Source organism: Spirosoma rhododendri, assembly GCF_012849055.1.
In the GTDB taxonomy this organism is placed as follows: domain Bacteria; phylum Bacteroidota; class Bacteroidia; order Cytophagales; family Spirosomataceae; genus Spirosoma; species Spirosoma rhododendri.
Map to the genome: position 1 here is coordinate 5392672 of NZ_CP051677.1, position 25277 is coordinate 5417948.

Consider the following 25277-nt stretch of genomic DNA (forward strand, 5'->3'; position numbering starts at 1 on the left):
CTTTTTCTATTGTTATGTCTGATTATCGTTTACACAAAGACGCTGTTTTGCAGGCGTTGAGCACCGTCGAAGAGCCCGACCTGAAGCGCGACATTGTTTCGCTCAACATGGTGCGCGACGTTACGCTGGGTATCGACTCCGTGCGGTTTACTGTTGTACTGACTACCCCCGCCTGCCCGTTGCAGGAGGTGATTCGAAAGCGCTGCGAAGACGCCATCCATACGCATATCGGCCCGCAGATTACGGTGCAGGTCGACATGACGTCGGATGTAACGTCGACCCGTGTCAATGCGCCTACGCTGCCCGGTGTCAAGAATATTATCGCCGTGGCATCGGGAAAAGGGGGCGTGGGCAAGTCGACGGTTACGGCGAACTTGGCCGTGGCACTGCATAAGTCTGGCGCTAAAGTTGGCATCATCGACGCTGATATTTACGGCCCTTCAATGCCGACGATGTTCGGGGCGGAAGACATCCGGCCGCGCATTTTCCAGGTCGACGGGCAGAACCGGATGGAGCCGATTCAGCAGTTCGGCATCAAAATTATGTCGATGGGTTTTCTGGTTGATCCGGGTCAGGCAATTATCTGGCGGGGTACGATGGCGGGGCGGGCTCTGCAACAGTTCTTTTCCGACGCCGACTGGGGTGAACTCGATTATCTGTTGATCGACCTGCCACCGGGCACGGGCGACATTCACCTGACGCTGGTGCAGACGGTGCCGGTTACGGGTGCCATCATCGTGACAACTCCGCAGAAGGTGGCGCTGGCCGACGCCGTCAAAGGGCTGGCTATGTTTAAGCAACCGCAGATCAACGTGCCGGTGCTGGGTGTGGTGGAAAACATGTCGTACTTCACTCCCGCCGAACTGCCCGATCATCAGTATTTTATTTTCGGGAAAGGCGGTGGTCAGCAACTGGCCGATCAGTTTGGCGTACCGATGCTGGGGCAGATTCCGCTTGTGCAGAGCATCCGCGAAGCTGGCGACGATGGCCGGCCGGCATTCAGTGCCAGCGAACCAATCGTTGGCGAAGCGTTTCAGTCGGCCGCGCAGGCGCTGGCGCAGCAGGTCGCCATTCGCAACAGTGCTGTTGAACAGACAAAACGTGTAGTGGTTGCGTAAGTAGCCGCTGAATGATAAATTTACGGTAAATCACAGGACACAATGGAGACTGTAGTCAATCAAGACGAACTGATTACGAAAATAGATCGCGCCCTCGACAGCATGCGGCCTTACCTGGCAGCAGACGGCGGGAACGTGAAGGTTTTAGAAGTAACCAACGATGGCACCGTACGGCTGGAACTCATGGGTTCATGCGGCTCCTGCCCCATGTCGGCTATGACGTTCAAAGGCGGGCTGGAAGAAGCTATTCTGAAGGCTGTACCCGAAATCACGAGAGTAGAAGCTGTCAACATCACACCCGCGTTTTAACGGCTCATCCCATGACCGCGAAGGAACTAATCAACATAGACCCTGAGGTGATGGGTGGTACGCCCGTCTTTCGCGGTACGCGCGTACCGGTGCAGTCGCTTATCGATCATATCGAAGGAAACATACCCATCGAAGAATTCCTCGATGACTTCCCATCAGTTTCAAGGGATCAAGCTGTTTCGCTGCTTGAGGTAGCCCTTGCTTCTATCGTGAATGAAGCGAAGGGATGAAGATTCTATTGGATGAAAATGTACCGAAAAAGCTTCGTTTTCGATTAAAATCCAGACTTGGTGTGACTGAGGTTCAGACTGTTCGTGATATGGGCTGGACCGGACGAAAAAACGGGGAACTGCTTGGCTTATTAACGCTTAATGGTTTCAACCTACTGATTACCATTGATAAAAGTCTATACAAACAGCAGAATCTAGATAATTTTTCGGTGACTGTCGTGGTGCTTAACGTCAAGACGACTAGATACGAAGATATCCAACCTATTTTTAACCAGCTTTTCGATACCATTCTCTCCCCTCCGCCGGGCAAAGTGGTTATACTGACACCGCAATAAAAAGCCGTCTGCTCGTTTCAGACGGCTTTTTTTGTTTCTTTGCGCTGGTACAACTGACTGTTTACTCTGTGAAAATTGGTATCTTCTTCGGTGGCCCGGCGCGTGAGCGGGAAGTTTCGTACGCAGGTGGCCGCACCGCCCTGGCAAATCTTGATAAGGGCCTGTTTGAACCTGTCCTCGTGTTTGTCGACGGGCGGGGCCGATTCCGGCTTGTAGAGCCCGACTTTCTGCTGGGCAACTCCCTGCGCGATGTGCTGCCGCAGGATGAAACCGGCTTCTCGGTCTACGACGAATCGCGGCCGGTCGATCGCGTCGACGCAGCAATGCCCGAACTTCGCCCCGAACAGTTTCGTGAGCACTTCGACATGGTCTTTCTGGCGATGCACGGCCCTGACTGCGAAGATGGAGCCATTCAGGGGTTGCTGGAGTGGTACAAGATGCCCTACACGGGTCCGGGACTGGCGGGTTCGGCGGTCGGAATCAACAAGATTTTACAAAACGAGCTGATCGCGCTGGCGAATGGCCAACAGAAAAAGACGGCGACGATCAACCGCGACGCTTACGAACAGACCGACAAAGCGCAGTTTTTTCAATCGCTAACGGCGCATCTGGGTCTGCCAATCGTGATAAAAGCACCCCATCAGGGCTCAAGTATCGGCGTTTCTATCGTGCGCGAAAACGACCTGGCGCAGTTCTGTCGGGCCGTTGAGCAATGCTTTTTTACGACAACTATTCAGCCCGATGGCTGGTCGAAACTCGGTGAGTGGTCGAGTCTATCGGCGGCCGAAAAAGAATCGCTGGCGCAGCAGATGACGAGTCTGGATGCGGGTATCAGCTTTCCAATTGTCATCGAGCAGACGGGCGATCACATCAGCCACCCGGCAGAATTTGCACAGATCCTTGATCAGCTACTTACCGACGGCCTGCCCACGATTACTCTGTCGGCCGTTAATGCAGAGGACGAAGTACTGTTTGAAGAGTTTATTAGCGGTCAGGAGTTTTCGTGTGGCGTCATTCAGGACGACGATCAGGTAGCGATCGCGCTGCCCCCAACGGAAATCTACAACGTGACGAGCTTCGACTTCGAGTCGAAATACAAACTCAGCACGACAAAAAAGCGGATCCCGGTCGAAACCAGTCTGGAGAATAATCGCAAGATTCAGCTGGCCGTATCGGATGTATTTACGCGGCTGGGCATCAACGTATATGCCCGCATCGACGGTTTTCTAACCCCCGCTGGCGATGTGCTGCTCCACGACCCCAATACGATTCCGGGTATGTCGCCGTCGTCGCTGATTTTCAAGCAGATGGCTGAAATCGGACTCAACCTGACCGACGCCCTTACTTACCTGATACGGCAATCGCTGCGGGAACGCATTCGTACGGGAAAAGACACCGCCCACCTGAAGCGGATGCTGGCCGACCTCGATCAGCGGCTGGCCGACCGGAAGCAAACACCCCTACCCGATCAGTCGGTGGTATTTGGGCCGACAGATGACCAATGGGTAGCGGCCAAGCAGCAATACAACGAACTGGCAGCTTCGGGTACGGCCCGGCCGCAACTGGTTTATCAGAAAAGTCAGACAGAGTCAGTCAACGTGCCGGTGTATCTGCTGTTTCGCGACACGATCGCCGAACTGGAAGCTGGCCTGACGCAGCCCCGCCATCCGCTGCTGATTGAAACCGCCGAGCTAACGGCGCACATTACCGAGCGGTACGTGTAAGGTTTTTCGACAGGATTACAGAATTTTGATAGCTGGGCATCGTCAAAATCCTGTAATCCTGTCCATAAAATCTCATTCCGGCCGACGGGCTTGGTTGGCGCACAGAGAAGTGTAATTTTGGCTCGCTAACTTATAGCTTCATCCCACCCATTTATGCCTGAAATTTTCCGAGTTTTCGGTTTTCGGTTTCTCTTCTACAGTAACGATCACTTACCTATTCATGTCCATGTTCGAAACAGTGACGGCGAAGCGCGGTTCTCTGTTAACCCAGTACAGCTCATTGACAACAGGGGAATGAAACCAAAAGATTTGAAAATTGCAGAGGGCTTAATCGAAGAGAATGAAGACATCATTGCCCAACGGTGGAAAGAATTCTTTCATCAATAAACAGGCCATATGAACACAGATCAATTCACCGCGCAACGGGTTTGGTTTGACGACGAACGTATATTCGTTGAATTAAACGATGGTCGAATTATTGGCAGTCCACTGGCGTGGTTTCCCCGTTTGCAAAAGGCAACCTCCGCTCAACGAAATCAATTCGAGTTTATGGCAGATGGCTATGGTATCCATTGGGAAGAACTCGACGAAGACCTGACAGCGGGCGGCTTTTTGACTTATTCACGCCCTTACTAATACGTTGCTAACCTAGCTCAATCCAGTTTAACAATCATTCCAGTCTGTTTCATCTATGACCACAACATTAGACCCGTCAACACAGGAGCGCGTTGACAAATGGCTCGACGGCAATTACGACGCTGATACAAAATCGGCTATCAAACAACTGGTCGACGCGGGCAACACGACCGAGCTAACCGATTCGTTCTACCGCGATCTCGAATTTGGCACCGGCGGTCTGCGGGGTGTGCTTGGCGTCGGGTCGAACCGGATGAATCGGTACACGGTGGGCGCGGCTACGCAGGGGCTGTGTAATTACATCAATCGGTGCGCCGACGCGGGCAACTTTCCCGGTCAGGACGACATCAGCGTGGCTATTGCGCACGACAGCCGCCGGATGAGCCCCGAATTTGCCCGGCTGGTCGCCGATATTTTTTCGGCCAACGGTATCAAGGTGTACCTGTTCAGTGCCCTGCGTCCTACGCCGGAACTGTCGTTTGCCATCCGGCAACTGGGCTGCCAGAGCGGTATCGTCGTGACGGCGTCGCACAACCCGCCGGAGTACAATGGCTATAAAGTGTACTGGGGCGATGGCGGTCAGGTGGTAGCTCCGCACGATAAGAACATCATTGCCGAGGTTAACAAAATCACGTCGATCGACAGCATCAAGTTCGAGGGTGTACCCGAGCGCATTCACCTGATCGACGAAGAAATCGACGCGCCGTATATCGAGCGTATCAAGTCGAACGCGGTCAACCCTGACATTATCAAGCGGCAGGCCGATCTGAACATCGTTTACACGCCTATTCACGGTACCGGCATTACGCTGGTTCCCCGCGCCCTCGATGCACTGGGCTTCACCAATGTTCACATCGTTGAGCAACAGGCTACGCCAGACGGCAACTTCCCGACCGTAAAATCGCCCAACCCGGAAGAGCGGGCGGCTATGCAACTGGCACTCGACCTGGCCAACGAACTGAACGCCGACCTCGTCATGGCAACCGACCCCGACGCCGATCGCGTGGGCGCGGGAGCACGGAATCACCACGGCGAGTTTGAGTTGCTGAACGGTAATCAGATGGCCAGCCTGATTATCTACTACCTGCTCAATGCGTGGAAAGATGCCGGCAAGCTGACGGGCAAGGAGTTTATTGCCAAGACGATTGTTACGACCGACCTGATCGACGAGATGTGTAAGCGCTACAACGTTAGCTGCTACAACACGCTGACCGGTTTCAAGTACATCGCCGAGGTCATTCGCGAGCTGGAAGGCAAGGAGCAGTTTATCGCCGGTGGCGAAGAAAGCTACGGCTATCTGATCGGCGATTTCGTGCGCGACAAAGATGCCATTGCCTCCTGCGCCATGATTGCCGAACTGACCGCCTACGCCAAAGACAAAGGACAAAGTCTGTTCGATATGCTGATGGCGATGTATCAGGAGAATGGTTTTTACTACGAAAGTCTGGTATCGCTGACGAAGAAAGGCAAAAGTGGAGCGGAGGAAATTCAGCAGATGATGGCCGATTTCCGCGCCAATCCGCCCAAAGAAATCGCTGGTTCGCCCGTTGTGCGGATCGACGACTATAAAGCCCTGTCGCGAACGGATGCCGCTGGAAACTCGACCGCGATCGAAGCGGGCAAGATGGGTATCGAATCGTCGAACGTGCTGCAATTCTTTACCGAAGACGGTACCAAAATCTCGGCCCGGCCATCGGGTACGGAGCCGAAGATTAAGTTCTACGTCAGTGTACGCGAGCCCCTCGCCAGCAAGGAAGCTTTCGACGAAACGTACGCGCAACTGAAAGCCAAAGTACAGCGTGTTACCGACGACCTGAAACTGTCGTAACCCGTTAAAACCGATACGTAAAAAGCCCGGCTGTGCAGAAACACAGCCGGGCTTTTTCGTGCCACGCCCATACAGCAATAGGGCGGTGAAGAAATCCGTGCCCGAAACCCGGATTTAAGCTCATTCCACAGCATTTTATCAACAACACGACGGATTCATAGTCGTGTTGTATTTCATGTCCACAGAAGCCCGGCGATCGGTTGTGTGCAGAAAACTAGGCGTATACGACACTCAGCCGACTGCCGGGTTTTTTGTATCTTCGCAGGCTTATTCAGCTTGCCTATGACGCTTGAATGCCAACACCTCAACGAGATCGACTCGGTAGCCCACCGTTTGCTGGCCGAAGGGCGGGTACAGCCGATATGGCTCTTTGAGGGCGACATGGGAGCGGGCAAGACCACGTTGATCAAAGCATTGTGCCGGGCGCTTGGCGTGCTGAACCCCGTGCAGAGCCCAACATTTTCGATCGTCAACGAGTACACTACCCACGAAGGCCACTCCATTTACCATTTCGACTGTTACCGACTCCGCAACGAAGCCGAAGCCCTCGACATCGGTATCGAAGAGTATTTCGACTCCGGCAATTTTTGTTTCATCGAATGGCCCGAACGCGTCCAATCGCTTTGGCCAGCCAGCTATTTTCAGGTCCGTATCACCTCCGGCCCCGACGAGCAACGCACGATCGAGGCTGATTTGGTAAACGAATGACCGGGCCATATCTACCTAGCTATCCACTCCCCACCACCGTATCGGTACACCCCATACGCTTAAACGAACCACCGCATTGACTGGATTTGAGGAATTGGCCAAGCAAACGGCCCTCTACCCGAAAGAATCACCGTTGGCTGTCAAACAAGGGCAAAACAGCCTGCTCATCGGCCTGCCAAAAGAGGTTTCGCTTCAGGAAAGCCGCATTGCGCTGACGCCTGAAGCCGTAGCCATCCTGGTGCGGCACGGCCACGACGTGATCGTTGAGCAGGGGGCTGGTGCAAAAGCGCACTTCGCGGATAACGAATACAGCGAAGCCGGTGCCCGCATCGCGTATTCGCCCAAAGAAGTGTACGAAGCCAGCCTGATTCTGAAAGTCGAGCCGCTGGTTGAAGCTGAGTTTGAATTCGTCAAGCACGGCAGCACGATTATCTCGGCGCTCAATCTGCCCGCGCAGGACCGCGATTATTTCAAGCGAATCAACGAGAAAAACCTCACCATGATCGGCTATGAATTCGTGGAAGACAAAGCCGGGAATATGACGGTGATCCGCTCCATGAGCGAAATTGCGGGCAGCACGGTCATGCTGATTGCGGGTGAATACCTGAGCAATGCTGACAATGGTCGGGGCATTATTCTGGGTGGTATTACGGGTATCCCGCCGACAAAAGTAGTGATGCTCGGAGCCGGTACCGTAACCGAATACGCACTCCGCACGGCATTGGGCATGGGGTCAGACGTGAAGGTATTCGACAAGCAGCTGTATAAACTTCAGCGACTCAAATACGCCGTCGGACAGCACGTGTATACATCCATCATCGACTCCGATACGCTGACGGAAGCCATTCAACGGGCCGACGTCGTTATTGGAGCGATGCGGGCCGATGATGGCCTGAGTCCGGTGGTCGTCACCGAAGATATGGTCAGCCGGATGAAGCCAGGCTCGGTTATCATCGACGTATCCATCGATCAGGGCGGCAACTTCGAAACGTCGCGGATGACAACGCACAAAACACCGACCTTCCGGCAGCACGACGTCATTCACTACTGCGTACCGAACATTGCCGCCCGCGTGGCCTACACCGCCAGTATGGCGCTGAGCAACATCTTTTTACCCTTCCTGCTCGAAACGGGTACGACGGGCGGTATCGAGCAGATGCTCTACGCGAACCGCTGGTTTATGAAAGGTGTTTATGCTCATAAAGGCACGCTGACAAACCTGTACATCGCCCAGAAGTTCAACATGCGCTTCAAAGCCCTGGACTTGCTGCTGGCAGCGCGCTTTTAGTTTTTCGGTTTACCGTTTGTGGTTCAACGTTCAAGGTTGGCCATCGCAAAACGTTAAACACTGAACAACAAACCTTGAACCTGATGATAAATCATAGCAACGAAAACACCCTGCTCGACGACGCCAATTCGTACGACGTCAACAAAGAGCTTATGGGCATCATCTCGTCGGACTTCGTTACGGTGGCCGACACGTTGAAAGAAGCGTCGTACCAGATTCGGAAACGCGGCTTTTCAGAGTTCCCGATCTTCGTCGCGTCACGGCGGGAAGTGCCGGTTGGGCAACTGCTCATCGGCGTCGATGAGATGGGCAACAAATGGAACTACAGAGCATCGTTTCTGGATGAATTTATCCAGCGCGAACTGATCGGCGAAGACTCGATCGAACTCTGGAAAGAGAATTACAAAAAGGCCGACGAATACGCCTGCCTGTTCGTCATACACGGCGATTTTGCCGGATTCGTTTATATCCCGTATCCCGAAGATTAAGCCGCCATACAAGCCATTTATACGCACAGCCGGATTTTGCAAAATCCGGCTGTTTTTTTTTAAACCAGCTCAAACTCAATACTATTTTTTCGGGAATGCGCAATACCTCAGCGTCAGCGCTGTAGCGGTAATTTTCTGTGTCGGTTAAATTCATCGATAAAGCGGTAATCCGGGCATAAAAGGCCATTATCAATCTAAAACAACAACGTATATAACAACTAAAACATACCCATTACTTTCCATTATTCCCAGAAAACAGGCTAGGAAATTCATCATATTTTTTGTATTTTTACCATCTGTAATCAGCTAATAAATCCTGCGATTTTTTGTCTGATACCACCGATTTTCTGACATTATCTGGAGCCAATATGACCAACGAATTGATTGAAGCAGAAGCACCCGTAGCGGATGGACCGGTAAAGGAGTATGGCGCTGACAGCATCACCGTTCTTGAGGGGCTGGAAGCCGTTCGCAAACGACCGGCGATGTACATTGGCGATGTGGGTATCCGGGGGCTTCACCACCTCATCTGGGAGGTAGTCGACAATTCGATTGACGAAGCCCTGGCGGGTTTCTGCGACAAAATTACCGTAACCATCAACCCCGACAACTCGATCACCGTTCAGGACAACGGCCGGGGCATTCCGACGGGGATCAACACCAAAATGGGCAAGTCGTCGCTGGAAATTGCGATGACGGTGCTGCACGCGGGTGGTAAGTTCGACAAAGACACATACAAGGTATCCGGCGGTCTGCACGGCGTGGGCGTATCCTGCGTCAATGCCCTCTCGACCGACGTACGGGTGGAAGTACACCGCGAAGGCAAAATCTTTGAACAGGAATACAAAATCGGGATTCCGCAGTACGATGTGCGCGTTATCGGCGATGCAGACGATACCGGCACCCGGACGCATTTCAAGCCCGACGGCAGCATCTTCACCGAAACGGAGTACAAGTACGAAACGGTAGCGGGTCGCCTGCGCGAGCTGTCGTTCCTGAACAAAGGCATCCACATTTTCCTCAACGACCTGCGCGAACTCGACGAGAACGGTAACCCCACGCGGCAGGATGACTTTTTCTCGGAAGGTGGTCTGGTTGAGTTTGTCGAATACCTCGATCAGACCCGCCCCGCCCTCGACAGCATGAAGCCCGTATACATGGAGTCGGATAAAGGTTCAACGCCCGTACAGGTTGCGCTGGTGTACAACTACGAAGCCGGCGAGAACGTGTTGTCGTACGTTAACAACATCAATACACACGAAGGCGGTACGCACGTGCAGGGCTTCCGCTCGGCACTGACGCGGGTTCTGAAAAACTACGCCGATAAAAACCCCGGTGTGCTGCCCAAGAACGCCGGTAAGGTAACGTTCAGCGGAGAAGATTTCCGGAAAGGGCTGACCGCCGTAATCTCGGTAAAGGTACAGGAGCCCCAGTTTGAAGGGCAGACCAAAACCAAGCTGGGCAACCAGGAAGTGGTCAGTGCCGTCAGTCAGGCAATGGCCGACCTGCTGGAAACGTGGCTGGAGGAAAACCCCAAAACAGCGCAGGGCATCGTCAAGAAAGTGCTCGTGTCGGCGCAGGCTCGTATCGCGGCCGATCAGGCCTACAAGCGCATCATGAGTGAGCGCAAAGACTTCATGGGTGGCGCGGGCCTGCCGGGCAAACTGGCCGACTGCTCGGACACCGACCCGGAGAAGTGCGAACTATATCTGGTAGAGGGTGACTCGGCGGGTGGTACAGCCAAGCAGGGTCGTAACCGGGCATTTCAGGCCATTTTGCCGCTGCGCGGTAAGATTCTGAACGTCGAAAAGGCGCTCGAACACAAGATCTACGAAAACGAAGAGATCAAAAACATCTGGACCGCACTGGGTATCCGGCTGGAGAAGAAAGACGACGAAACGGTGATGAATCTGGACCGGCTGCGGTACCACAAAATCATCATCATGACCGATGCCGACGTCGACGGTAGTCACATCCGTACGCTGATCCTGACGCTGTTCTACCGGAACATGAAGACGCTCATCGACAATGGCTACATCTATATCGCGCAGCCCCCGCTGTATCTGATCAAGAAAGGCAAGGAAGAGCGGTATTGCTGGAACGAAGCACAGCGCGAAGCAGCCGTAAAAGAACTGGCGGGCGGTGGCCGGGAAGAAAACGTGAGCGTACAGCGGTATAAAGGACTTGGTGAGATGAACGCCGAGCAGCTCTGGAGCACCACAATGAACCCCGATACCCGCACCCTGAAAGTCGTCACGGTTGAATCCGCAGCCGATGCCGACCATGTGTTCTCAACCCTGATGGGCGACGAAGTTGCCCCCGGCGTGAGTTCATCGAACGAAACGCCAAGTACGCTCGAATCGACATTTAACCTAATAGTAACAATGGGCGGGCTTAACAGTCCGCCTTTTTGTTGCTACTTTAAAAATCCTTCCCTTATGCGCTATTCACAACACCTCAACAAAACAATGCTGGGTAGCCTGGTTTCCCGACTGACCCACCGTTCCTCCGAACCGGCAGCGGCAACGCCCCCGGCTGATAAAGACAAACTCGTGAAAGTAAGTGAAAAAGTTACCAGCGTAATCGATCAGAGTAACTACCTGAGTCGTGATTTGAGCTGGCTGAAATTCAATGAGCGGGTGCTCGATCAGGCCCGTAGCCGACAGGCTCCGCTCCGCAACCGGACGCTCATGGAACGGCTAAAGTTTCTGGCGATTTCGGCCTCGAACCTCGACGAGTTTTTCATGATTCGCGTGGGTAGCCTTTACAATTATCTGGACTATCACAAGCAGCGTATCGATTACTCGGGCCTGCGGGAAGTACCGTTTCGCAAGACGCTGCTCTCTGCTACTCAGCAGTTTGTACGCGACCAGCAGCAGGTTTTCAACGAAGAGCTGTTACCCTTGTTTCCTGAAAACGGGCTGCAACTCAGCGATTTCGAGAACCTGACGGCCGACGAGCAGGCGGTGGCAACGGATTATTTTGACAAGGTCGTGTACCCGACCCTGACGCCGATGCTGTACGACTACACGCACACATTCCCGGTGCTGCTGGCGAAAGTGCTGATTTTCGGCGTCGTGACCCACAACAACGAAACGGCCAATCTGCAAAGCCTGCGCCCCGAAGACGAAGAAAGCCGTCAGCGGCTGTCGTTTGTGCAGATTCCGGCCAACCTGCCCCGCTTCCTGTCGTTTGAACGCGACGACACGGTGCTGTTTCTTCCAATCGAAGAGGTTGTGCGGTACAACATTAAAAAACTGTACCGCAACGTCGAAATAGAATCGATCAACTTGTTTCGCATCACCAGAAACGGCGATTTTACCCTCGAAGAAAACGACGACGACGAAATTGACTTCATCGACGAAGTACGGCAGAAGATCAAGAACCGGCGTCTGGGCCGCGTGACGCGGGTTGAGGTACAAACCGACTGCAACGGTAACGTAGGATCGTCCTGGATGATGAATCTGCTGAAAAAGCGGTGGGAAATCGACGAGTTGAACGTCTTTGAATCGGAAACCCTGCTCGACTTCACGGCGCTGTGGCAGATAATCGGTAATCCTGAGTTCAAAGACGATATGCCGAGTCCGCGCCCGCCGGTGCAGCCGCTGGGTGTGAATCGCGATAAAAGCGACGATATCTTCGAAACGATCCGGCAGCGCGATATTCTCCTGCACCACCCCTACAACAACTTCGAGCCCGTACTGCAACTGCTGGAGCAGGCTGCCGAAGACCCGAATGTGCTGGCGATAAAAATAACGGTTTACCGGCTGGCGAAACGCTCGCGCATCACCGAGGCTCTGTTGAAAGCTGCCGAGAACGGCAAGCACGTGTCGGTACTGTTTGAAGTAAAAGCCCGGTTCGACGAAGAAAACAACATCCGCGAAGCGCAGCGGCTGCAAAAAGCGGGTTGCTTCGTTATCTACGGCATCAGCCGCTATAAAACCCACACCAAGCTATTGCTGGTGGTTCGGAACGAGGGCAGCCGGGTGGTTCGCTACGCCCACATGGCAACGGGTAACTACAACGAAGACACCTCCAAACTGTACACCGACATTGGCCTGCTGACGACCAACGAGACGTACACGCACGACATTTCGGAGTTCTTCAACGTTATCACCGGCCACTCGCTGCCCAACGAATACAACTACCTGATCACGGCTCCGCGCGACATGCGCGATCAACTGATCCGGCTGATTCAGGCCGAAGCTGAACACGCGCAACGGGGTCTGCCAAGCGGCATCTGCATCAAAGTCAACTCCTTGGAAGACAAGCAGGTGATCGATGAACTGTACAAAGCATCGCAGGCTGGTGTACCGGTTCGACTGATCGTGCGGAGTATCTGCTGCCTGCGTCCGCAACGGGCCGGGCTCAGCGAGAATATCACGGTCCGGTCGATTGTTGGCGATTTTCTGGAACACACACGCATCTATTACTTCCACAACAACGGCGACCCAAAGGTCTACGGCGGTAGCGCCGACGTGATGGTCCGTAGTTTCGACCGGCGCATCGAATCGTTGTTTTTCCTGGCCGATGAGCGGGTCAAGCAACTCGCCATCCTGATTTTGCAGGATAACCTGCGCGACAATGTCAACGCGTATGAATTGCTGGAAGATGGTAATTTCGAGAAATGTCAGGTGCCGGAAGGCGGAGAACCGATCAATATTCACGAACTGTTCTTTGACGTTACCGAGAAGGAGTCGATGAGCGCCCGGCTGTTCGATTCGGAGCAAAAGCCCGCCGATGTGGCGCAGATTGAAGACGAATATCAGGAAAACGCCGAACGGGCCATTGCCAATATTTAGTCGGCAACTTCCCACACACGGACCGATTCGGGCCGCACTGTCAAGACGATGGTGCGGCCCTATCGTATGCAGGCATACTACCTTGACTTGTCTCGGGCATGGCAAGCCCTTTTTGTTGTATATTCGCTGCCTTAATCGCAACCTGTACGAACTGAATGGAGCGTTTTACTGGCCTGATTGGCATCGTTCTAATACTGGGCATTGCCTTCGCAATGTCGAATAATCGCAAAGCAATCAATCTCCGAACGGTGGGCGTCGGGCTGGGGCTACAGGCGGGGCTGGCGGTATTCATTCTGAAAACGGCTGCTGGTAAAAACCTGTTCAGCATCATCGGCAACTACGTCAAGAAGCTTCTCGATCTGGCCGACAAAGGGGGCGACTTTGTGTTTGGTCCGCTGGTAAGCCGGGCGATGCTGAACCGGGCTTTTGGTCAGGAAACCATTTTCTTTTTCAAGATCATCCCGACCATCATTTTCGTAGCCGTACTGGTCAACATCTTCTACCATTTGGGCGTCATGCAGCGCGTAGTAGCCGTACTGGCGCGCGTGATGAAATGGCTGATGGGAGTCAGTGGTGCCGAAGCGCTGTCTAACGTGTCGAGTGCGTTTGTGGGGCAGGTTGAAGCGCAGATCATGGTCAAGCCGTACATCAACACGATGACCAACTCGGAACTGATGGCGTCGATGACCGGTAGCTTCGCCTGTATCGCCGGTGGCGTTATGGCCATCTATATTTCATTTGGTATTCCGGCTGAATATCTGCTGGCAGCGAGCTTGATGGCAGCTCCCGGCGCGCTGGTTATCAGTAAGATCGTATATCCTGAAACGCAGGTATCCGAAACGCAGGGAACGGTAAAACTGGAAATTTCGAAAACTCACGCCAACCTGCTCGACGCGATTGCCGCCGGTGCCAGCGAAGGGCTGAAAATTGGTCTGAACGTTGTTGCCATGCTGATTGGCTTCATCGCACTGATCGCGCTGGTCGATCTGCTGCTCGGCAAGTTTGGCAGTCTGGTCGGCTTCCCGATACTGAGCCTGAATTTCCTGCTGGGCAAGCTGTTTTCCATCTTCGCCTGGGCGATGGGTGTACCGAGCAAAGATGTCGAAACGGCCGGGTCGTTGATGGGCACCAAGATGGTTGTCAACGAGTTTGTGGCCTACCTGGAACTAACCAAACTCAAGGCCACCCTCGATCCCAAAACGGTGGCCATCACCAGCTTTGCCCTGTGTGGTTTTGCCAATTTCAGCTCCATCGCCATTCAGGTTGGCGGTATCGGTGAGCTGGCGCCCAAGCGCCGAAGCGATCTGGCAAAGCTTGGCTTCAAAGCCCTGATCTGCGGCACGTTAGCCTCTTATATGTCGGCCACACTAGCAGGCCTGCTGTTGTAAAAAACGGTTTCTGACTCGCTGTGTACACCCAGACAATTTGATTGCTGACTGCCAGTCAAAACTACATCTAGACTCGTCACTCGCAGAGCATTAAAATACCTACCGTATAGTGTATATATGACGCTGATCTAACCCAACCCGTCGTTGGTGTTAAAACAGCGTTAAGAATATGCGCCTGCTCTGTACCTACGTCCTTACGGTTCTTTTTATCGGGTTTATTCTGCTGCCAAACGAGAGTCGGGCAACACACGTACGAGCGGGGGAAATTACCACCCGACGCCTGTCGGCCACCTCACTTACGTACGAGATAACCCTGACGGCTTATTTCGATGAGCAACGTGGACGAGAGGCCGCTGCTACTACGACCGAAGTAGATTTCTGCTTCGGTGATAATTCAACTGAAAAAGTCAGTCGTCTGGCACCGATTCGCTTCCTGAACGGTCGTACGTCATCGATCAACATCTATCGAACCACCCATACGTTTCCCGGGCCGGGTACTTATACGATCAGCACATTTATCGTCAATAGAAATAACCTGACGATAAATCTACCACCACCGGATCAATCGCTCAATATCAGCTTCTCCGTTTCAACGACGATTCTGATTGCGCCCAACCTGGGCCTGAACTCGACGCCGGTTCTACTTAACCCACCCCTCGACTCGGCCCGCGTGGGGCAGCGGTTTTGCCACAACCCAGCCGCCTACGATGTCGACGGCGACAGCCTGGCATACCGGCTGAGTCGGCCACGTGAAAGCCTGGGTGGTTGCCGGAGCCGCTTCATTCCGGTGTATCAGGACCCAACCGTCTACAGCACCACCAGCGAATCGGGCGGTACGCCTAGCTTCACCATCGACGCTCGAACCGGCCAACTCTGCTGGGATGCACCCAACCGCGCCGGGCAATTCAACTTCGCCTTCATAGTGGAGGAATGGCGCAACGGTGTACTCATCGGCGAAGTCACCCGCGATATGCAGATCGTAGTAGTCGATCAGCCAAACAAACGGCCGCTGATTGCGGGAGCGTCGCTCTGCGTGGAAGCGGGCACCCTGATTCAGCAGCCCATCACCGCCACCGACCCCGACGGTCAGCGGGTCAACATCACGGCGTTCGGAGGGCCGCTGAACCTGACCGCCGACGGCCTGCCCCTACCCGCTGGATTGAGTATCAGCCCTGAATATGCCCGGCTCATCAACGGCGGGATACCGCTGGCCCAGCCCGGCACAGCTACGTTTTATTGGCAAACGAACTGCAATCAGGTTCGCAACCAACCGTATGACATCACGCTCAAAGTCAATGACGTTGTTCCGCGCGGCACCGTTTCCCTGGTGTCTTTTGCTACGTTGAGTGTCCGCGTTATTGCTCCCGCCGTCCGCAATATCACCGGCCGCGCGAGTGCACTGGCGGGAGGTCGATCTATCCAGATCAACTGGTCGGCCTACGGCTGCGGCCGTATTGTCGATGCTGGACTGGGACCCGATACGACTAAACTCATTGTCTACCGGCGCGAAGGTTCCTGTTCACCTTTTAACCCGCAACAATGCGTAACCGGACCACCCGCCGGGTTGGGCTTTGTGGAAGTGGGTCGGGTGCCCTACGCCGCCACCAGCTTCACCGACACCACTGCCCTCCGGCGCGGAGTCACCTACTCCTACATCATCGTTGCCCGTAACCCCGGCGACGTTAACAACGGCGGGCTGGGTCTACCCTCCCAGCAAGTATGTCTGGAACTACCCCGCCTGACACCCGTACTTACGCAGGTCACCGTCGATTCCACCAACGAGACCAGAGGCCGGATTACCCTGCGCTGGGCACGCCCGCTCGATCTGAAAGCCGGTGATCTGGGGGCGCCTTACGAGTACCGCATCCAACGAGCGACGGGCCTAACGGGCACTAACTTCGTCACCATCGGCACGGTCAACACTAATCTGGATCGCAACGTGATCGACACAGTTTACGTCGATCAGGGCAGTTCGACCAGCGCGCTCAACACAACGGCCAACGCGTATCGTTACCAAATCGAGTTTTTCTACACCGACCCCACTACCCGGCAACTAACCTCGCTGGGGCTAGCCGACGCGGCTTCAAGTGTGCGGCTGAGTACGAATCCGGCCAACCGGCAGGTAGTGCTAAGCTGGCAGACAAACACGCCCTGGAGCAACGACAACTTAACTCACACTATCCTGCGCAGTCGATCAGGACCCAATGGACCGTTTAACATCATTGCCGAAGTACCCGTGCAAGGCCCCAACACGTACACATTTACCGACACGGGTAACGATTTGGTGGCGCGGGACGGCAACACGAGCCGGGTACTGACGGCGGATAGCAGTTACTGCTACCGGGTAATAACCAGGGGCCGCTACACCGACGCCCGGCTGGCCGTGTTTGGAACGCTGGAGAATTACAGTCAGATCAGTTGCGCCATGCCTACCGACACGACAAAGCCCTGCCCGGTGAGTCTGGGCCTGGACAGCCTGAACTGCGCCAGCCTGACGCCCGAAAGTCAGTGCGGGCAGACCAGCTTCACCAACAAGCTGCGCTGGCGGCAGACGAGCGGCATTAACTGCGACGTCAACGTGGTCAGCTACAAGATTTACTACGGCCGCTACAGTCAGGATACGCCCGCGCTGCTGACCAGCGTCAACGCGCCAACGATTACCTTCGAACACAGCAGTCTAACGACGGTGGCGGGTTGCTACTACGTGACAGCGGTGAATGCGCGGGGGCAGGAAAGCGTACCGTCCAACAAGGTGTGCAACGATGCCTGTCCGTACTTTGCGCTGCCCAACGTGTTCACCCCCAACGGCGACGGCAAGAATGACACCTTCCAGCCGCTGCGCTGCGCGCGGGCGGTAGAAAGTGTAAGTTTTGTGGTGTTCAACCGCTACGGTACGAAGGTGTATGAGACGACGACGGCCACGCTCAACTGGGACGGTCGGGCGAGTGATGGCACCGAATTGCCCAGCGGCTTATACTACTACCAGGCGACGGTGCGCTACGCGGTGCTGGACCGGAATGCCGCCCCACAGGTACTAAAAGGCTACGTACAGATTCTGCGGGACAATGTAAGTATGCGCTAGGTACCCCCGCACCCGCTGAACACGTCCATAACAAATAGTCGGTTTGATAGCTTATACAGGGCAACCACCTGCAAGTACTACTAACCCAACCGATTAGTTACCATGGATGCTGTTCGTCTACAGACGCTGTGGCTGTATGGCCAGCCCGATAAAGTCAATACCCCGCCATTTACCATTAACGACGGTATCGTACTGTTCTGGCGTACCGTCAGAGGATTTCTCAAAGACAGCGTCGAACGACTGCCCTATCTGATCGTTGGCGTAGTCGTTTTTCTGGTGTTCTGGCTGCTGGGGAAAGGCGTCCGGAAAATCATCAACAAGGTAGCCGTTCAGACGCACTCAATTGATGATATGCTGGCCAACTTAATCAGCCGTATCGCCAGTACGCTCATTACTATCTTTGGATTTCTGGCGGCCTGCGTGGTCATATTCCCCTCGTTCAAACCGGGCGATATTATTGCCGGACTTGGCATCACATCGGTAGCTATCGGCTTCGCATTCAAAGATATCCTGCAAAATTTCTTCGCTGGACTGCTGCTGCTCTGGCGACGCCCGTTCAAAGTCGGCGATCAGATTCGGGTGAAAGACTTTGAGGGTACGGTTGAGGAAATCAACATGCGCTCGACCCGGCTGAAAACCTACGACGGCGAACGGGCCATTCTGCCCAACGGCGATGTGTATACCAGTTCGGTACTCGTCAGAACCGCCTACAACAAGCGCCGGACAAAATTCGTCGTTGGTATCGGTTATACCGATTCAATTGAAGACGCCCGGCAGGTCATCCACGACGTGCTGGCGGGTATCGACGGTGTACTGATTGACCCCGCCCCCTGGGTGTACGTGACGGAACTGGCCGGGTCATCCGTAAACCTGACCGTTTTCTACTGGACCGAATCGACACAGGCCAACGTGCTCAAAATCAGCGATCAGGTTGTTACGGGCATCAAACTGGCCCTCGACAGGGCGGGTATCGATATGCCGTTTCCGCACACGGTCGTTCTGTTCGACAACCAACCCGACAGTCCGGCGACTCAGCCGTCCTCTCAGGCCCGGTAGGCTACACCCGCTAATCAGCTTCGGTAAACACTCCTGTAACTTCATCGGTTTATCTGGTACCAAAACAACTTGTTCCATGAAGCCATTCCGTACACTACTCGTGCTATTGCTTGCCGTCATTTCCTTGCAGGCCTGTACACCGAAGATGACATTTCTGAACTCGACAATTGCACCAGCGGCAACCGGTACAATTCGGGTCAAGAAAGACAAAAACGCCAACTACGTTGTCAACGTCGACGTAGCGAATCTGGCCCCGTCGAAAAACCTCGATCCGCCAAAGACCACATATCTGGTCTGGATGGAATCGAACGACCGGACCGTTCGTAAGCTGGGCCAGCTCACCCCGTCAGGCAAAGCCTTGGAAGCAAAATTGGCAGCCACGGCCGTAGCAAATCCGGACGTGGTGTTTATCTCGGCCGAGGACAATGCGGAGGTTGAATACCCCGCCGGTCCAACCGTGCTGACAACCCGAAAATAAGCAATCAATTACCCACAAACTCAATGATCATGGAAAGCGAAGACAAAGACGACATCATCCGGGCAAAACAGGCCATTTCACCCAACGGTCTTGAAAATCAATCGGTAGAGGGTGACAGTGGCGTCAGCAGCGAACTCCCCGACGAAGACCTACCCACCGGCGACGTCGCTAATCAGGCTCTGGAAGATGAGTACATGAACGGCGACGAACCCGCCGAAAACGTACCGATGACCCACCAGAACCGGGGTATGGACAAACCCGACAACGGCAAAGGGTCGTACAGTTAACCCACATCGACTCAATAAAAAAACGCACATGTAGTCAATACATGTGCGTTTTTTTATTGGTCTCGCCAAAGACGACGGTCAAGAGGCTGTATCTCCTGCGCCACGACGTCTATCTGCGCGAAAAGCGGATGTGCCGGGTGTAGCATGACGTTGAACGAGAGGGGTACCAGCACCGACGGCAGCGCAACACCCAGCACATCGGGTTCTGTGAGCCAGTCGTTCAGCCACTGCTGGGTTCGTTCATAGGTATCGTCCTGCCAGAAATCGGGTAGTTCACTGCGTTGATAGTAGCGGATATCGTCGGGAACGTGCAGCGTAAACACCCAGTACGTGGGTAGCTCTTCGTACCGAACGGCGGGGGCATGCGCCAGCGTTTCAATAAGTCCCAGTTCGGGCGTCGATGTGGTATAGAGAACACCAGTGCCTTTAGGATTCCAGCGGCCGCCATACAACCGACTTCCAACCGTCGACAGTGATTCGTGGCGAAACTTATCCCGGATGATACGGTACAGTGTAGGCATCGACGGATCAGGCTGGCAGGCCGTAGTCAAGCCGACCGAGTACGTCATCGACCAATCCAAAGCCCGTTATGGTATCCAGCAGTTGTACGGGTGCCTGATTAGCCAGTTCACGAATCGGGGTACGCAACCAGTTCAACACGGTCGGTTTACGCCCGTCAAACGTATCCAATGCGTGCAGCAGCAGATTCTTTAATAGAATCAATCGCTCCGACGCATTGGTATCGAACCGCTGATCGTCGCGAAGCCGGTGCAGATTGCGGGGCGTCATGTTAAGGGCGAATGCCATCTCTTTGTCGGTCAGCCCAACCAGCGCAGCCACTTCATCGACCTGTGCCCGCAGGATTCCCTGACGCGACGATTGCACTAGCGCAAACGATGCAACGCGGGAGGAAGAAATAGGCGATGACTGTATACCTGCCATGTTCGAGTGAATTATGTCTTGAATATACGTGAATTTTGTCACCTACCAAAACTCAACCCACGATCGAGTCGCACACGTAGGTCGGGATGATGCCCGTGCTTCGAATGAGAATATCGGCGTCGTCGGATTGGGTGTTTCCGGTCAGGACGAGGACGGTGTCGAGGCCGAATTTGTTGCCGCCCAGGATGTCGGTTTTCAGCGTGTCGCCCACCATCAGAATATCGCTGCGGCCGATTCCCGTAGTTTGCTCCTGCACCCGTTCGTAGGCAAACATAAAGAGTTGCGCGTCGGGCTTGCCGAAGTTAATAAACTGCTTCCCGACAATGCCTTCGATCATACGTGCTACAGCCCCGATGGCAATGGAAATGCGCGTTTTCGAGGTCGGGTAAGTCGCGTCGGTATTGGCCACGATAACGGGAATATTGCGTTTACGAAGCAGATTGACCGTTTTGGTGATGTCGGTGTTCCAGTCGAAACCCTCATCATCGAGCAGGACGAGCGCGTTGATATCGGCCACATCTTTCAGATCAACTTCACTGATCGGCAGCGTTTTCAGATCGACCGTTTCGAGGTAGTGGGCCGAATTGGCCGTACCCAGGTACGCCACCGTACCGTGATGTACTTTTAGGTCGAGATAATCGCGGGCCAGCATCCCCGACGAGATAATCCGTTCGGGCGTGATGGCGTAAAATCCCTGCCGGTAGTACGACTCCGCCAATGCCTGCGGACTCCGCGACGCGTCATTGGTCAGGACAAAAAACTCTTTACCGCTGTCGCGCATCCAGTCGAACGTATCCTGAATACCGGGCAAAATCCCCTCGGCATTTTTCAACACGCCAAAGGCATCGAAAAAGATGAATTTATACTTATCGGCAACGGCTTTAAAGGAAGACAGGTCCATTTGGTTCAAGGTTTAATGTCTAAAGTTTAAGGTTAGATATGCAGGCTTTCAGAACAACCTTAAACATCAAACCATAAACCTTAAACTCATAAATTCAATGCCCGGAGCAGCTTGTCGACGTCGAAGGTGTCGATCGACGGGAAGTGCAGTTCGTAGGCTTCACGTTGCAGTTTGATGGCGTAAGTGCGGTGGAAAAAGTAGCGGCCGTACTTGATGACGTAGTTGAGCAGGAAAAACCGGTACGCTTCGGGTAGAAACCGAATCTCGTTCTCCGTCAGTGGGTAGGCTTTGTGGTACTCCTGCAAAAACATGATGAACCGGTCTTCCATCAGCGGGCCGATGTGGTAACTGAACACCGTCCGGTCGCCAACATTCGATGTTACGCGGCTGAAAAAGTAAAAGTCGAGCACCCGGTAACTGATCCTAAACCAGTCGTAATCCCAGCGTGAATACAGTTCGAGATCGTCGGTAACGGAGAAATTACCGATGTTCCAGTCGACAAAAACGGGCATCGTTTCGACCGTTCCGGCCACGAGCCGTTGCCGGTTTTGCAGGAAAATGTCGCACTGCCGCCGAAGTTCGTCAATGTGCATCCGGTGCTCGAACTGCCCCGTGTCGGAGTCGAGGAAATCGAGCAGATCCCAGATGTCGGACCGCATCGTTTTCGAGGATTTGGGCAGCACGGTACTGACCCGCGAACAGGCCTTGTGGAATAAGGCAATCTCGCGACCCAGCCGCCGAATCTGCTGCTCGTTCAGCCGCCGGGGCAGCTTCGATACGCTACGGATGGGGTTGTAAAACACCACCCACGCGTCGACAAACCCGTCTTTGTGCCGGTAGGTGTACACCTGCCCATCGCGCAGGAGCGACTTGGCCAGCACGTTCTCAAACGGGTACAGCAGGTTGTTCGACAGCGCGTGAATGATGCGATGGTCTTCCACAAACTGCTCATACGACCCAAAATACGACAGCTTGGCAATGATCGAGTTGCCATCGTCGAAGGTTACTTTGAAGACGTGGTTGGTCGATACTTTCGCACTGATGTCGGTGATCGACAGAATGGGCACCGTCGCGTCGAAACCCGCCCAGGCCGCCCGGATGATTGTGGGATAATCAACTAAACGCATACTCAGATAATTTCAAAATACCGTTTCAACTCCCAGTCACTGACCTGCCGGGCATATTGCCGGGCTTCCCAGTCGCGGGTACGGGTAAAGTAGTCGACAAATTCGGGGCCGAATAGTTCGGCGGCAACCGGCGATTGGGCCATTTTCCGGGTCGCGTCGGCCAGATTAGTTGGCAACACCCCGTTGCGCGTATCGGCGTAGCCGTTCCCCGTCGACGGATCGATGTCGAGTGACAACTGATGCCGGATGCCGTACAGGCCCGACGCCAACGCAGCCGCAATCGCCAGATACGGATTGGTGTCGGCACCCGATACGCGGTGTTCGACGCGGGTATAGGCTTCGCTCCGATTCAGCACGCGCAGGGCCGTTGTCCGGTTGTCGAGCGACCACGTAACGGTCGTCGGTGCCCACGCGCCTTCCACCAGCCGTTTGTAGCTGTTCACAGTCGGGGCAAACATGGGCGTGATGTGGGGCAGGCAGTGCAGTTGCCCGGCAATGAACTGCCGCATCAGCGGACTAATCCGGTCGGGCTGACTGGCGTCAAAAAACAGGTTTTTCGATCCGTCGGGCGTCCACAGGCTTTGGTGAATATGGCCGCTGCAACCGGGCAGGTCGGCGTTCCATTTGGCCATAAACGTCGCGACGATGCCGTGCCGGTACGCGATTTCTTTCACTGCCGTTTTAAACAGCGTCGCTTTATCAGCCGCCCGCACCACCTCGTCGTGCAGGATGGCTGCTTCGTAAACACCCGGCCCGGTTTCGGTGTGCAGCCCCTCCAGCGCGACGTCGAATTGGGTCAGGCCGTCGAACAGGTCGTTATTGAAGGCGTTTTCCAGCGACGGGCGCAGCATCGAATAGCCAAACATCCCCGGCGTCAGCGGTTCCAGCTGCCGAAACCCTTTCTGTTGCAAACTCTGGGGTGTTTCGCGAAAGTTGAACCACTCGAACTCCTGCGCGTATTCGGCGTGGTAGCCCATCTCGCGGCACTGCGCGGCTATGCGTTTGAGCAGGCTACGCGGGCAGGCCACCCAGTCGGGCGTGTTGCCGGGCTGACTGAAATCGGCCAGAAAAAGCGGAATACCGTTCTCCCACGGCACCTGCCGCAACGTACTCAGGTCGATCCGGACGGGGGCATCGGGATAGCCCGACTGCCAACCCGTCAGTGCGCCGTTGTCGTAGGGCGTATCGGTGCAGTCCCAGCCCCAGACTACGTCGCAGAAGCCGTAGCCATCAGTTAGCCCGTCGAGGAATTTCTGCTTGCTGATAATCTTACCCCGCAGCACCCCGTCGACGTCGGCAAAGGCATACTTGACTTTGGAAATGTCTGCTTGTGTGATGAAGTCGATAGCCGCTTGCTGATCCATAGGCGAAAAGTACCGGTTACCGTCAGAACGAACCGTCGGCGAAAGTACTATTTTACCCAATCAGTTGCGTTTTTCGTGCCAGAATGCATACGCACAAAAAGCCAGTCCACGACCGTGAACTGGCTTTTATGTAAACCAGACATCCGACTCTGGTTTACAACCACTTACCCGACCGTGATTGTCTGGGCTGGTTTGTTGGTTTCGGGGTTCTTGGGCAATGTCGCTTTCAGTACGCCATCGGTATACGTCGCCGAAATCTGGTCGATCAACACTTTGCCGTTGAGCTGAAACTGCCGCTCGAAGCCGCGTGGACTGAACTCCTGATAAGTGTAGCCTGTATCGGTTGGTTCCTGATTGTCAGACTCAGCACCCGGATAGGCGATAGTCAGCACGTCGTTTTTCACGGCCATCGTCACCTTCGATTTGTCGAGACCGGCGGCATAGAGCGAGATGGTGAAAGCGGCATCGGTTTCTTCGATGTTGATTGGCGGCTGACCGAACATACCCATCCGTCCACCCCAGAATTTACCAAACTTACCACGGCCCCACTGACCGCCAAACCGCCCGCGCCCCATTTGGCCGCAACCGCCTTTATGTTCTGATTGAAATCCTTGCTTGTTATACATGATTGTGTTGTTCTGTTTTGTGTTTACCTGTGTTAAAACGTGTCGGCCAACTTAGCCGATCTGAATGACCCGGTCGTACGCCATCTGCCGCGCGGGGGTTCGGTAGACCGGACTATCAATAGCAATGGGCTGATTCATTTGCCATCCACCCCGCTCGACCCGGCCAAATACCTGACTCGCCAACCGGAAGCCAACGACCCGCACCAGCAAACCCACCGCTACGGCTATAATGAGCATTTTGAGCAATACCGTTATCAGGAACAGGGCTAGTCCGGCTACCAACGCCAGGGCTGCTATTCGCCAAATTTTCATGATGATGTCTGTTTTATGGTTCAACAGCGGCCAACAAACCAACTCGTCGGTATCAGGTGCGCACCCATTTGTTTGCCGCTATACAGTATAGTCGCGGTAGGGTGAGTGGATATTTTAACTGCGCTGAAAATTTTTTCTAAACACAGAGGCCCGGAGGTTTCCACGGAGAAAACAGAGTTTATCTACCTCGGCCCGTGTCTTCACGGACCGCTTGCACCGAATGGCTGCGCATGAACAGGCTGGCGCGA

Annotated in this window: 24 protein-coding genes and 1 pseudogene; 18 read left to right on the plus strand and 7 right to left on the minus strand. The window is 54.4% G+C overall.

The features are described 5' to 3' along the window. Nucleotides 1–14: 14 nt before the first annotated feature. The 18 genes and pseudogenes from HH216_RS22615 to HH216_RS22700 all read left to right on the plus strand — a co-directional run bounded on the left by HH216_RS22615 (nt 15) and on the right by HH216_RS22700 (nt 19757). Nucleotides 15–1118 carry an Mrp/NBP35 family ATP-binding protein gene (locus tag HH216_RS22615; protein ID WP_169552921.1) on the plus strand — a complete coding sequence of 368 codons (1104 nt, stop codon included), beginning with the start codon at nt 15–17 and terminating at the stop codon, nt 1116–1118. Between the two features lie 42 nt (nt 1119–1160). Then, nucleotides 1161–1427: a NifU family protein gene (locus HH216_RS22620; RefSeq protein ID WP_169552922.1), complete on the plus strand. Its 267-nt coding sequence runs from the start codon at nt 1161–1163 to the stop codon at nt 1425–1427. An 11-nt stretch (nt 1428–1438) separates the two neighbouring features. Beyond that, nucleotides 1439–1657 (plus strand): DUF433 domain-containing protein, encoded by a 219-nt coding sequence (locus tag HH216_RS22625; protein ID WP_169552923.1) that lies wholly within the window; start codon nt 1439–1441, stop codon nt 1655–1657. Beyond that, entirely contained in the window at nt 1654–1992 is a 339-nt protein-coding gene (locus HH216_RS22630) for a DUF5615 family PIN-like protein (protein WP_169552924.1), read from the plus strand. Before HH216_RS22625 ends, HH216_RS22630 begins: the two co-directional genes overlap by 4 nt. A 68-nt stretch (nt 1993–2060) precedes the next feature. Then, the gene (locus tag HH216_RS22635) at nt 2061–3716 is read left to right on the plus strand and encodes a D-alanine--D-alanine ligase family protein (protein ID WP_169552925.1); all 1656 of its coding nucleotides are present in this window, start codon (nt 2061–2063) and stop codon (nt 3714–3716) included. Nucleotides 3717–3869: 153 nt separating this feature from the next. Next, nucleotides 3870–4103: a DUF4160 domain-containing protein gene (locus HH216_RS22640; protein ID WP_169552926.1), complete on the plus strand. Its 234-nt coding sequence runs from the start codon at nt 3870–3872 to the stop codon at nt 4101–4103. Between the two features lie 9 nt (nt 4104–4112). After that, nucleotides 4113–4352, plus strand: coding sequence for a DUF2442 domain-containing protein (locus tag HH216_RS22645; protein WP_169552927.1), 240 nt, complete (start codon nt 4113–4115; stop codon nt 4350–4352). Nucleotides 4353–4407: 55 nt separating this feature from the next. Then, nucleotides 4408–6180 (plus strand): phospho-sugar mutase, encoded by a 1773-nt coding sequence (locus HH216_RS22650; protein WP_169552928.1) that lies wholly within the window; start codon nt 4408–4410, stop codon nt 6178–6180. Nucleotides 6181–6462: 282 nt separating this feature from the next. After that, the gene (gene tsaE / locus HH216_RS22655) at nt 6463–6888 is read left to right on the plus strand and encodes a tRNA (adenosine(37)-N6)-threonylcarbamoyltransferase complex ATPase subunit type 1 TsaE (protein ID WP_169552929.1); all 426 of its coding nucleotides are present in this window, start codon (nt 6463–6465) and stop codon (nt 6886–6888) included. Nucleotides 6889–6964: 76 nt separating this feature from the next. After that, nucleotides 6965–8176: an alanine dehydrogenase gene (locus tag HH216_RS22660; RefSeq protein WP_169552930.1), complete on the plus strand. Its 1212-nt coding sequence runs from the start codon at nt 6965–6967 to the stop codon at nt 8174–8176. 83 nt (nt 8177–8259) lie between these two features. Beyond that, on the plus strand, nt 8260–8664 hold the full coding sequence (locus HH216_RS22665; RefSeq protein ID WP_169552931.1) for a hypothetical protein: 405 nt from the start codon (nt 8260–8262) through the stop codon (nt 8662–8664). Between the two features lie 368 nt (nt 8665–9032). After that, a pseudogene (gene gyrB / locus HH216_RS22670) lies at nt 9033–11035 on the plus strand (DNA topoisomerase (ATP-hydrolyzing) subunit B). Between the two features lie 67 nt (nt 11036–11102). After that, a complete protein-coding gene (ppk1, locus tag HH216_RS22675; RefSeq protein ID WP_169553489.1) occupies nt 11103–13466 on the plus strand; it encodes a polyphosphate kinase 1 in 2364 nt (787 codons plus the stop codon). A gap of 155 nt (nt 13467–13621) precedes the next feature. Further along, complete coding sequence (locus tag HH216_RS22680; RefSeq protein ID WP_169552932.1) at nt 13622–14854, plus strand: NupC/NupG family nucleoside CNT transporter; 1233 nt, start codon at nt 13622–13624, stop codon at nt 14852–14854. Nucleotides 14855–15023: 169 nt separating this feature from the next. After that, nucleotides 15024–17936: a T9SS type B sorting domain-containing protein gene (locus HH216_RS22685; RefSeq protein WP_169552933.1), complete on the plus strand. Its 2913-nt coding sequence runs from the start codon at nt 15024–15026 to the stop codon at nt 17934–17936. Between the two features lie 102 nt (nt 17937–18038). Then, nucleotides 18039–18992, plus strand: a complete 954-nt coding sequence (locus tag HH216_RS22690) for a mechanosensitive ion channel family protein (protein WP_169552934.1) — start codon at nt 18039–18041, stop codon at nt 18990–18992. Nucleotides 18993–19068: 76 nt separating this feature from the next. Further along, on the plus strand, nt 19069–19470 hold the full coding sequence (locus HH216_RS22695; RefSeq protein ID WP_169552935.1) for a hypothetical protein: 402 nt from the start codon (nt 19069–19071) through the stop codon (nt 19468–19470). Between the two features lie 29 nt (nt 19471–19499). Then, entirely contained in the window at nt 19500–19757 is a 258-nt protein-coding gene (locus HH216_RS22700) for a hypothetical protein (protein WP_169552936.1), read from the plus strand. A gap of 53 nt (nt 19758–19810) precedes the next feature. Here the strand turns inward: HH216_RS22700 and HH216_RS22705 are convergent, their stop codons facing one another. The 7 genes from HH216_RS22705 to HH216_RS22735 all read right to left on the minus strand — a co-directional run bounded on the left by HH216_RS22705 (nt 19811) and on the right by HH216_RS22735 (nt 25029). Then, nucleotides 19811–20278 (minus strand): RES family NAD+ phosphorylase, encoded by a 468-nt coding sequence (locus HH216_RS22705; RefSeq protein WP_169552937.1) that lies wholly within the window; start codon nt 20276–20278, stop codon nt 19811–19813. Between the two features lie 7 nt (nt 20279–20285). Then, the gene (locus HH216_RS22710) at nt 20286–20699 is read right to left on the minus strand and encodes an antitoxin Xre/MbcA/ParS toxin-binding domain-containing protein (protein WP_169552938.1); all 414 of its coding nucleotides are present in this window, start codon (nt 20697–20699) and stop codon (nt 20286–20288) included. 52 nt (nt 20700–20751) lie between these two features. Further along, nucleotides 20752–21600: an HAD-IIA family hydrolase gene (locus tag HH216_RS22715; RefSeq protein WP_169552939.1), complete on the minus strand. Its 849-nt coding sequence runs from the start codon at nt 21598–21600 to the stop codon at nt 20752–20754. An 86-nt stretch (nt 21601–21686) separates the two neighbouring features. After that, nucleotides 21687–22727, minus strand: coding sequence for an aminoglycoside phosphotransferase/kinase family protein (locus tag HH216_RS22720; RefSeq protein ID WP_169552940.1), 1041 nt, complete (start codon nt 22725–22727; stop codon nt 21687–21689). 2 nt (nt 22728–22729) lie between these two features. Beyond that, complete coding sequence (locus HH216_RS22725) at nt 22730–24091, minus strand: glutamine synthetase family protein (protein WP_169552941.1); 1362 nt, start codon at nt 24089–24091, stop codon at nt 22730–22732. Nucleotides 24092–24255: 164 nt separating this feature from the next. Continuing rightward, the gene (locus tag HH216_RS22730; RefSeq protein WP_169552942.1) at nt 24256–24717 is read right to left on the minus strand and encodes an Hsp20/alpha crystallin family protein; all 462 of its coding nucleotides are present in this window, start codon (nt 24715–24717) and stop codon (nt 24256–24258) included. A gap of 51 nt (nt 24718–24768) precedes the next feature. After that, entirely contained in the window at nt 24769–25029 is a 261-nt protein-coding gene (locus HH216_RS22735) for a hypothetical protein (protein WP_254448572.1), read from the minus strand. Nucleotides 25030–25277: the final 248 nt, after the last annotated feature.